We start from the raw sequence: 9,997 nt of genomic DNA on the forward strand, positions 1-9,997 counted from the left end.
CGGGGGGGGGGGGGTAGTTGTTCCGCGCCTCGGGGGGGTGGCGTCGCTAACCCGCCCGGGGCGGGGGGTTGGGGGGGGGGGGGCCGCCCGGCGCCCCCCCCCCCCCCCGGGGCTCAGCCCTCCTGGCCGCCGAAGCGGGTGGTCCAGGCGGCCAGGTCCTCGTCGGTGATCTTGGCGAACAGCACCGGCGGCACGGTGAACGCCGTCCCGGCCGGCACCAGGTCCAGTGCCCGCGCCTGCTCCGGGCCGACCCAGGACAGGCCGGCCGCCGGAGCGTCCCCGGGCAGGGCGAAGGCGCCGCGCATCGCCGCCGCCGCGGTCGGGATGAACGGCTCGGAGACCACCGCGTACAGCTGGATCAGGTTCATCGCGGTGCGCAGGGTCAGCGCCGCCGCGTCCGGGTCGGTCTTCACCTGGAGCCAGGGCGCCTTCTCGTCCAGGTACGCGTTGCCCGCGCTCCACAGCGCGCGCAGCCCCTGCGCGGCCTTGCGGAAGTTGAGTGCGTCCAACTGGGCCTCGTACTCGGCCAGCAGGGTGGCGATCTGCTCGCCGAGGCGCTGTTCGGCCTCGCCGGGCGCGTGGCCGGCCGGGACGGCGTCGCCGAAGCGCTTGCGGCTGAAGGTGAGCACCCGGTTGACGAAGTTGCCGAGGGTGTCGGCGAGGTCCTTGTTGACGACGGAGGCGAAGAGGTCCCAGGTGAAGCTGGAGTCGTCCGACTCGGGGGCGTGCGCCATCAGGAAGTAGCGCCAGTAGTCGGCCGGCAGCAGTTCCAGGGCGACGTCGGTGAAGATGCCGCGCTTCTGGCTGGTGGAGAACTTCCCGCCGTAGTACGTCAGCCAGTTGAAGGCCTTGACGTAGTCGACCTTCTTCCACGGCCGGCGCGAGCCGAGGATCGTGGCCGGGAACATCACGGTGTGGAACGGGACGTTGTCCTTGGCCATGAACTCGGTGTACCGGACGCTGTGGTCGGCCTCGTACCACCAGGACTTCCAGTCCCGGGCCTGCCCGGCCGGGGCCGCGTCCGCCCACTCCTTGGTGGCGCCGATGTACTCGATCGGGGCGTCGAACCAGACGTAGAACACCTTGCCCTCGGCCGCCAGCTCCGGCCAGACGTCGGCCGGCACCGGGACGCCCCACTCCAGGTCGCGGGTGATCGCGCGGTCCTGGAGGCCTTCGGTGAGCCACTTGCGGGCGATCGAGGAGGCCAGCACCGGCCAGTCGTCGCCGTGGGCGGCGATCCACTGTTCGACCTCGTCGGTCAGCTCCGACTGGAGCAGGAACAGGTGCCTGGTCTCCCGGACCTCCAGGTCGGAGCTGCCGCTGATCGCCGAACGCGGCTCCAGCAGGTCGGTCGGGTCCAGCACCCGGGTGCAGTTCTCGCACTGGTCGCCGCGTGCCTTGTCGTAGCCGCAGTGCGGGCAGGTGCCGACGATGTAGCGGTCCGGCAGGAAGCGGCCGTCGGCGTTGGAGTACACCTGCCGGATCGCGCGCTCCTCGATGAAGCCGTTGCGCTGGAGTTCGCGGGCGATCTCCTGGGTGATCTCGCGGTTCTGCGGGGAGGAGCTGCGGCCGAAGTGGTCGAAGGACAGCCCGAAGCCGTCGTACACCGCCTTCTGCGCCTCGTGCGCCTGGGCGCAGAACTCGGCGACGGGCAGTCCGGCCTCCTGCGCGGCCAGTTCGGCGGGCGTGCCGTGCTCGTCGGTCGCGCAGATGTAGAGCACCTCGTGGCCGCGCTGGCGCAGGTAGCGGGAGTAGACGTCCGCCGGGAGCATCGACCCGACCATGTTGCCCAGGTGCTTGATCCCGTTGATGTACGGAAGGGCGCTGGTGATCAGGTGCCGAGCCATCCTCGGATGCTCCGATTTCTCCCGCACGCGCACCCCACCCGGAGTGCTGTGCCAGGCGCAGGGGTCCACTGTGGGCTGCCAAGCCTACCGCCGCAGGGCCGGGAGGGCGGTGCGGTTCAGGGGTGGGTGCGGTTCAAGGGCGGTGCTGCTCAGGGGTGGGTGCGGCTCGGGTGCGGTGCCGCTCGGGGTCGGGTGCGGCTCAGGGCCCGACGGAGTCGCTGTACCGGTCGAACTCCCCGGCCTTCACCCCGCGGACGAACGCGGCCCACTTGCGCGGCGTGGTCCGGACGACGATCTCGGGGCGGTCCGACTCGCGGATCTCCACCAGACCGTCGGCGGCTCTGATCTCGACGCACTCGTTGCTCTCGCCGCTGGACGAGGACTTCCGCCACTCAGTCATGAGAAGTCTTTCAGTAAGGCCCGGATGAAGTCCCGGGACTCGGCCGGCCCGAGGGCGACCGCGGCGGTCTCCTCCTTGATCTGTCGGTAGGTCTGCAGTTCGGTGTCGAGGTGCACGAACTTCGGCCCGTTCGAGAGGTCGATCTGCACGGTGTCGAGCTCGGGAACGGGCCCGCGGGCGAGGTAGAGGCTCTCTCCGGACCCGGGAAAGGTGTCCACGCTGAACGGGATGGTCCGGATCTCCACCCCGGGCCGCTCGGAATCCTCCAGCACGCCGAGCAGCTGGTCGCGCAGCACCACCGCCCCGCCGAACTGCATGCGCAGCGCGGATTCGTGGATGTACGCGGCGTACGGCTTCGGGCGTTCGGTGAACAGCCGCTGGCGCTGGATCCGGAATGCCGTGCGGGCGTCGGCGTCCGGCTGGGGCATGGGCGGCCGGACCCGGGCGAACACCGCGGAGGCGTACGCCGAGGTCTGCAGCAGTCCGGGGATGAAGGTGGTGTGCAGGATGGCCAGTGACTCGGCGTGGTGTTCCATTTCCGCGATGTCGATGAGTCCGCCGGGCAGCCTGCCGCGGTAGCCGTCCCACCAGTACTTGCGCCGGTCCTGTGTCATCGCGAGCAGCGCGTCGAGGTAGGGGCCGTCGGAGCAGTGGCAGGTGCGGGCCCAGAGCCGGAGCCGTTCGGCGCTGATGCCGGACTTCCCGTTCTCCATCTGCGAGATCTTGGGCAGGTCGGTGCCCAGGGTGGCGGCCAGGCTCTTGGGCGTCACGCCCACGCGTTCGCGCATCTTGCGCAGCTCGATGCCAAGGCGCTGCTGACGCACGGTCGGCGACAAGCGGGGTGGCATGACTCTCTTCTCCGGATCGCGGCTCGGGTCGATGCTTCCGGTGAAGTGTGCCGTGCTTACCCGGCCCTAGCTACTGAAATGGGGGATACCCCACGATGGAGTGAACGTTCTCCCGCTCGGTAGCAAGTCTTGCACCTCGACCCTATGGTCGATCCCGCGTCAGTCACTGACTTGTTGTGGCCTAAACAGCCGCCAATCAGCCGTAAATACACACCAGATGCATGGTCGGCACGCTCGACATCACCGACCGGAGACTGTCATGCCGCTTCCGCTGCTTCTCGTCCCCGCCCACCGCATTCCCGCTACCCGGTGAACGGCCTGCTCGTCGCCGGTTTGTCCGCCCTCCTGCTCGCCGTCCTATTCGTCGGCTGGCTGGTCTGGCTGGTCAACGCCCAACCCCGCGAACCGCGTTCCGCAAAACGTGAGTTCGTCGTCCGCCATTCCTCCGCCGCCGTCGAGAAGAAATAGCGCGCGGCAGCGGTGGCCCCCCGCCGGGAGGGGGGCCACCGGAGGGTGCGGTCAGCCGTCGCCGAAGTGGTCGAATTCTCCGCGCTTCACGCCCTCGATCCAGAGCGCGAACTTCTGCGGGGTGGTGACGATGATCGCGTCGGGGCTCTCGGATTCGCGGACCTCGATCAGCCCCCGTTCGTTGACGGACACCTCCACGGAGTCACTGCCGTCCCGGGTGCTGCTGGTGGACTTCTGCCACTGCTGGGTCATCGGTTGCCTTCTCCCATTCCGGTTCCTGCCTGGCACCCTGGACAACTCCCGGGGGGCCGTTCAGGAACGGGGGCGCACGGAGGGTTCGGCACCGCGCGAAAGGCGCTCGACGAGGCGGATCCGGGCGACGGGCCACTCGTCGGCGAGCATCGAGAAGTAGGCGGTGTCGCGCCACACGCCGGTGTCGCGCCGCTTCTCGCGGCGGTGGACGCCCTCGTACTGGGCGCCGAGGCGCAGGATCGCGTTGCGGGAGCGCTCGTTGAGCGCGTCCGTCTTCCAGTAGACCCGGCCCATGCCCAGGTCGCCGAAGGCGTGGGAGAGCAGCAGCAGCTTGGCCTCGGTGTTGACGGGCGTGCGCCAGACCGAGCGGGCGTACCAGGTGCCGCCGATCTCGACGACCTCGTCGTCGGCCCTGAAGTCGTAGTAGCCGGTGACGCCGACGGCCCGGCCGCTGGGGAGGTCGATCACGGCGAACTTCACCGCCGATCCGGCCGCCACCTCGGCGAGCCGGGCGTCGATGATCGCGCCCAGTTCCTCCTCGGTGGCCGGCGGGAGGGAGGGGATCCAGCGCCAGACCTCCGGGTCGGGGCCGACGCCGGCCCACAGGTCGGTCAGGTGGTGGCGGCCGAGGGGCTCCAGGCGGATGTGGCGGCCGGTGAGGGTGACGGGTGTGGGCGGCTGTGCGGTCATGCCGGAAAGGTAGCGCCACGCTGCACTAGATGCAATGGACTTCTGCGCTAGTGCAAAATTGACGGAGCGGGCAAAGCGAAGGGCCCTGCGGGACGTGTCCCGCAGGGCCCTCGACCGGATCAGGCTCAGATGAACGAGTTGATCTGGATCGTCTCGTCGCGGCCCGGGCCGACGCCGATGGCGGAGATCGGCGCGCCGGACATCTCCTCCAGCGCCTTCACGTACGCCTGCGCGTTCTTCGGCAGCTCGGCGAAGGTCTTGGCCTTGCTGATGTCCTCGGTCCAGCCCGGCAGCGTCTCGTAGATCGGCTTGGCGTGGTGGAAGTCGGACTGGTTGTACGGGAGTTCCTCGACCCGCTTGCCGTCGATCTCGTACGCGACGCAGACCGGGATCTGCTCCCAGCCGGTGAGCACGTCGAGCTTGGTGAGGAAGAAGTCGGTGAGGCCGTTGACCCGGGTCGCGTAGCGCGCGATGACCGCGTCGAACCAGCCGCAGCGACGGTCGCGGCCGGTGGTGACACCGCGCTCGCCGCCGATGCGGCGCAGCGCCTCGCCGTCCTCGTCCAGCAGCTCGGTCGGGAACGGGCCCGAGCCGACGCGGGTGGTGTACGCCTTCAGGATGCCGATGACCCGGTCGATCTTGGTCGGGCCGATGCCGGCGCCGGTGCAGGCGCCGCCCGAGGTCGGGTTCGACGAGGTCACGAAGGGGTACGTGCCGTGGTCGACGTCGAGCAGGGTGCCCTGGCCGCCCTCCAGCAGGACGACCTTGTTCGCCTTGAGCGCCTGGTCCAGGACGAGGGTGGTGTCGGCGAGGAAGGGCTTGATCTTGTCCGCGTAGCCGAGGTACTCCTCGACGACCAGCTCGGCCGGGATGGCGCGGCGGTTGTACAGCTTGACCAGGATCTGGTTCTTGTCGTGCAGCGCCGCCTCGATCTTCTGGCGCAGGATCGACTCGTCGAACAGGTCCTGGACCCGGATGCCGACGCGGTTGATCTTGTCCGCGTAGGTCGGGCCGATGCCGCGGCCGGTGGTGCCGATCCGGCGCTTGCCGAGGAAGCGCTCGGTGACCTTGTCCAGGGTGCGGTGGTACGGCGTGATCAGGTGGGCGTTGCCCGAGACCAGCAGCTTCGAGGTGTCGATGCCACGGTCGTTGAGGCCGCTCAGCTCGGAGAGCAGCACGCCCGGGTCGATGACGACGCCGTTGCCGATGACCGGCGTCACGTTAGGGCTGAGGATGCCGGAGGGGAGCAGGTGCAGGGCGTACTTCTGGTCGCCGATGACCACCGTGTGACCGGCGTTGTTGCCGCCCTGGTAGCGGACGACGTAGTCGACGGAGCCGCCGAGGAGGTCGGTGGCCTTCCCCTTGCCCTCGTCCCCCCACTGAGCGCCAACGAGCACGAGTGCCGGCACAGGCGTACACCCCTTCCGGTTGGGGCATCCTGCGTAGGCCGCAGTCTGCCCCGAGATAGACGAAGCCCCTGGCGCAGTAGCGCAAGGGGCTCTTGCACCGAGAGATTACCTGAGGAAGGACCGGTCGTGTCGTCCCTGTCCACGCCCGCAACCGGCGGCCCCGAGCCGCTCCTGCTGCTCCTCGACCCGGCGGCCCGGCACACCGACGGCGAGTCGGTGCGGATCGCGAAGGACGTGCTCTGCGGAGGCGCGGACGTCAAGGTGGTCTATCCGGAGAGCCCGTCCGAACTCGACCGGGTGCTTTCGCACCGGGGTCGGAGGCGACCGGTCGTGATCGGTTCCGACCTGGCGTTGCAGCGGGTGCTCCAAGCCCTGTACCGCCAGCGTGAGCTGGGCGCGGATCCGGTGGGCATGGTTCCGGTCGGCCGGTCGGAGGAGCTGGCCGCGGCCCGCGCGCTCGGGGTGCCGGGCGAGCCGGTCCGGGCCGCGCGGGCGGTGCTGTCGGGTGCGGCGCGCAAGCTCGACCTGCTGGTGGACGACGGCGGCGGGGTGGCGCTGGGAGGGGTGCGGATCACCGGTGCCGGGACGCGGCGACCGGCCGGCCGTACGGGTGGTTGGCGTTCGCTATGGGCGAAACTGGCTGCGGCCGAGCAGGCGAACGCACTCACGGCGGACGGCCGGTCCTGCGCCGAGCACAATCCCCGGGTCCGGGTCGAGGCCGACGGCCGGCTGCTCGCCGACGTGCACCGGCCGGTGCGGCTGGTCCAGCTGACCCTGCCGGGCGTCGAGGCGGACGGCGCGGGCGTGCTGGAGGTGGTGATCCGCGCGCCCGGCGCCCTGGTGCGCGCCCGGGCGGAGAGCGTCTCGGTGGTCGGGCGCGGCTTCGGCTACGAGGCGGACGGCCACCCCGTCGGTCCGGTCCGCGCCCGCACCTGGACGGTCCACCCGGGCGCCTGGGGCCTGTTGCTGCCCGCCGCGTGACGCCGGGGTGAACCCCGGGTGAGCAGGCTCACTTTCGCGGCCGCCCCGACTCCCGGCTCTCCGCACACGGAACGCCCCAACAGGCGCGAACCACAAGGCCAACCGCCTCCGGCCGGAATTCCCCCCACCCGAAATCCCCACCTGGTAAGGGGTTTTGTCTACGCGCGTTACCGGCCGATCGCCAGACAATCCCGGCCGCCCGGGTTCCGGAAGCCGGTGCCCGCTGCCCTAGACTCGAAGACGTGCCACGTGGTGACGGAAGACTCAACCACGATCTTCTTCCCGGTGAGAAAGGCCCCCAGGACGCTTGCGGCGTCTTCGGTGTCTGGGCTCCCGGCGAGGAGGTCGCCAAGCTCACGTTCTTCGGCCTTTACGCCCTGCAGCACCGCGGTCAGGAATCCGCGGGCATCGCAGTGAGCAACGGCTCCCAGATTCTCGTCTTCAAGGACATGGGGCTTGTCTCCCAGGTCTTCGACGAGGCCTCCCTGGGGTCGTTGCACGGGCATATCGCCGTCGGACACGCCCGCTACTCGACCACCGGGTCCTCGGTCTGGGAGAACGCCCAGCCGACCTTCCGCGCGACCGTGCACGGTTCGCTGGCCCTCGGGCACAACGGAAACCTGGTGAACACCGCCGAACTGGCGGAGATGGTCGCCGAACTGCCCGGTGAGGAGCACGTCTCCCGCTCCGGGCGGAGCGCCGCGACCAACGACACCGACCTGGTGACCGCGCTGCTCGCCGGCCACCCGGACCTCTCCATCGAGGAGACGGCCAAGGTCGTGCTGCCCAAGGTCAAGGGCGCGTTCTCGCTCGTCTTCATGGACGAGCACACCCTCTACGCCGCCCGCGACCCGCAGGGCATCCGCCCGCTGGTGCTCGGCCGGCTGGAGCGCGGCTGGGTGGTCGCCTCCGAGACGGCGGCGCTGGACATCTGCGGCGCCTCGTTCATCCGCGAGGTCGAGCCCGGCGAGCTGATCGCCGTCGACGAGAACGGCATGCGCAGCTCCCGCTTCGCCGAGGCGAAGCCCAAGGGCTGCGTGTTCGAGTACGTCTACCTGGCCCGCCCCGACACCAGCATCGCCGGGCGCAACGTGCACCTCTCCCGCGTGGAGATGGGCCGCCGCCTGGCGAAGGAGGCGCCCGCCGAGGCCGACCTGGTGATAGCGACGCCGGAGTCCGGCACCCCCGCCGCGATCGGCTACGCCGAGGCCAGCGGCATCCCGTACGGCTCCGGCCTGGTGAAGAACGCCTACGTGGGCCGCACCTTCATCCAGCCCAGCCAGACCATCCGTCAGCTCGGCATCCGGCTCAAGCTCAACCCGCTGCGCGAGGTCATCGCGGGCAAGCGCCTGGTGGTCGTCGACGACTCGATCGTCCGCGGCAACACCCAGCGCGCGCTGGTGCGGATGCTGCGCGAGGCCGGTGCCGCCGAGGTGCACATCCGGATCTCCTCGCCGCCGGTGAAGTGGCCTTGCTTCTTCGGCATCGACTTCGCCACCCGCGCGGAGCTGATCGCCAACGGGATGACCGTCGAGGAGATCGGCCGCACCCTCGGCGCGGACTCGCTCTCCTACATCTCGATCGACGGCATGATCGAGGCCACCAAGCAGCCCAAGGACAGGCTCTGCCGGGCCTGCTTCGACGGCGAGTACCCGATGGAGCTGCCGGACCCGGCACTGCTCGGCAAGCTCCTGCTGGAGGCCGAGATCAAGGGCAGCCAGCAGCCGCCGGCCGTGCGCGGCAAGCCGACCAGCGGCAGCGACCTGGACGGCGTCCAGTCGCTGCTCGGCGGGGCGGGCGCGGCCGACGCGCTGCGCCGCCCGTAACGAATCCACGGTGGGGTCCCGCGAAACGGGGCCCCACCGCTGTTCCAGCCCCCACCAGACCCGAGAGGGCCGCACCGTAGTGACCAGCAACCAGAACGGCGCCACCTACGCCGCAGCCGGCGTCGACATCGAGGCGGGCGACCGCGCCGTCGAGCTCATGAAGCAGTGGGTGAAGAAGGCGAACCGCCCCGAGGTGGTCGGCGGTCTCGGCGGCTTCGCCGGCCTCTTCGACGCGTCCGCCTTCAAGCGCTACGAGCGGCCGCTGCTGGCTTCGGCCACCGACGGCGTGGGGACCAAGGTGGCCATCGCGGCCGCCATGGACAAGCACGACACCATCGGCCACGACCTGGTCGGCATGGTCGTCGACGACCTGGTGGTGTGCGGCGCCGAGCCGCTGTTCATGACCGACTACATCTGCGTCGGCAAGGTCGTGCCGGAGCGGGTCGCCGCGATCGTCAAGGGCATCGCCGAAGGCTGCGCGCTGGCCGGCTGCGCCCTGGTCGGCGGCGAGACCGCCGAGCACCCGGGCCTGCTCGGCCCGGACGAGTACGACGTCGCGGGCGCCGGCACCGGCGTGGTCGAGGCGGACGCGCTGCTCGGCGCCGACCGCGTGCGGGCCGGCGACGTGGTGATCGCGATGGCGGCCTCGGGCCTGCACTCCAACGGCTACTCGCTGGTGCGCCACGTGCTGCTGAACGAGGCCGGCTGGAAGCTGGACCGCAAGGTCGAGGAGTTCGGCCGCACGCTCGGCGAGGAGCTGCTGGAGCCGACCCGGATCTACTCGCTGGACTGCCTGGCGCTCACCCGCGCCACCGAGATCCACGCCTTCTCGCACGTCACCGGCGGCGGCCTGGCGGCCAACCTGGCCCGGGTCGTCCCGGACGGCCTGCACGCCCGCCTGGACCGCGGCACCTGGACCCCGCTGCCGGTCTTCCAGACCGTCGCCCAGGTCGGCAAGGTGGCCACCCTGGAGATCGAGAAGACGCTCAACATGGGCGTCGGCATGGTCGCGGTCGTCCCGCCGTCCTCGGTGGACGCCGTGCTGGCGATCCTGGAGGACCGCGGCGTCGAGGCCTGGCTGCTCGGCGACATCGTCGAGCGCACCGGCGAGCACGAGGCCGGTGCGGCGCTCTACAACGCCTACGAGGGCTTCACCGCGGGCTGAGCCCGGCGGGACGACGGAAGAGTGACAGGCCCGACCCACGCCGGGCAGAAACCGCCACCAAACACCCCCGGGGGGGCGGCCCACCGCGCCCCCGCCCGCACAAGCACAAAA

General features: G+C 70.5%; 10 protein-coding genes. 4 read left to right on the forward strand and 6 right to left on the reverse strand.

Annotation, left to right across the window (positions count from 1 at the left end; translation table 11 throughout):
* Window positions 1–113: 113 nt before the first annotated feature.
* From metG to ACFV61_RS05340, 3 genes are all read right to left on the reverse strand, one after another.
* Window positions 114–1,847: a methionine--tRNA ligase gene (gene metG, locus ACFV61_RS05330; RefSeq protein ID WP_380490235.1), complete on the reverse strand. Its 1,734-nt coding sequence runs from the start codon at window positions 1,845–1,847 to the stop codon at window positions 114–116.
* A gap of 199 nt (window positions 1,848–2,046) precedes the next feature.
* Window positions 2,047–2,247, reverse strand: coding sequence for a DUF397 domain-containing protein (locus ACFV61_RS05335; RefSeq protein ID WP_063348346.1), 201 nt, complete (start codon window positions 2,245–2,247; stop codon window positions 2,047–2,049).
* Complete coding sequence (locus ACFV61_RS05340) at window positions 2,244–3,095, reverse strand: helix-turn-helix transcriptional regulator (RefSeq protein WP_063348345.1); 852 nt, start codon at window positions 3,093–3,095, stop codon at window positions 2,244–2,246. The genes ACFV61_RS05335 and ACFV61_RS05340 overlap by 4 nt, the downstream gene beginning before the upstream one ends.
* Before the next feature lie 309 nt (window positions 3,096–3,404).
* On the opposite strand from ACFV61_RS05340, the gene ACFV61_RS05345 reads away from it, so the two are divergent.
* Window positions 3,405–3,563: a hypothetical protein gene (locus ACFV61_RS05345; RefSeq protein ID WP_159398464.1), complete on the forward strand. Its 159-nt coding sequence runs from the start codon at window positions 3,405–3,407 to the stop codon at window positions 3,561–3,563.
* Between the two features lie 51 nt (window positions 3,564–3,614).
* Here ACFV61_RS05345 and ACFV61_RS05350 read toward each other — a convergent pair whose 3' ends face one another.
* The 3 genes from ACFV61_RS05350 to ACFV61_RS05360 form a co-directional block, all read right to left on the reverse strand.
* Entirely contained in the window at window positions 3,615–3,815 is a 201-nt protein-coding gene (locus ACFV61_RS05350; protein WP_063348344.1) for a DUF397 domain-containing protein, read from the reverse strand.
* Between the two features lie 60 nt (window positions 3,816–3,875).
* Window positions 3,876–4,505 carry a GNAT family N-acetyltransferase gene (locus ACFV61_RS05355; RefSeq protein ID WP_380490237.1) on the reverse strand — a complete coding sequence of 210 codons (630 nt, stop codon included), beginning with the start codon at window positions 4,503–4,505 and terminating at the stop codon, window positions 3,876–3,878.
* 125 nt (window positions 4,506–4,630) lie between these two features.
* Window positions 4,631–5,914, reverse strand: coding sequence for an adenylosuccinate synthase (locus tag ACFV61_RS05360; protein ID WP_063348342.1), 1,284 nt, complete (start codon window positions 5,912–5,914; stop codon window positions 4,631–4,633).
* Between the two features lie 126 nt (window positions 5,915–6,040).
* Between ACFV61_RS05360 and ACFV61_RS05365 the strand changes: the two genes are divergently transcribed.
* From ACFV61_RS05365 to purM, 3 genes are all read left to right on the forward strand, one after another.
* Window positions 6,041–6,895: a hypothetical protein gene (locus ACFV61_RS05365; RefSeq protein WP_063348341.1), complete on the forward strand. Its 855-nt coding sequence runs from the start codon at window positions 6,041–6,043 to the stop codon at window positions 6,893–6,895.
* Between the two features lie 242 nt (window positions 6,896–7,137).
* Window positions 7,138–8,721 carry an amidophosphoribosyltransferase gene (purF, locus tag ACFV61_RS05370; protein WP_063348340.1) on the forward strand — a complete coding sequence of 528 codons (1,584 nt, stop codon included), beginning with the start codon at window positions 7,138–7,140 and terminating at the stop codon, window positions 8,719–8,721.
* A 79-nt stretch (window positions 8,722–8,800) separates the two neighbouring features.
* Window positions 8,801–9,886: a phosphoribosylformylglycinamidine cyclo-ligase gene (gene purM, locus ACFV61_RS05375; protein ID WP_063348339.1), complete on the forward strand. Its 1,086-nt coding sequence runs from the start codon at window positions 8,801–8,803 to the stop codon at window positions 9,884–9,886.
* Window positions 9,887–9,997 lie beyond the last annotated feature (111 nt).

The sequence above is a fragment of the Kitasatospora sp. NPDC059817 genome (assembly GCF_042731835.1).
Lineage (GTDB): Bacteria > Actinomycetota > Actinomycetes > Streptomycetales > Streptomycetaceae > Kitasatospora.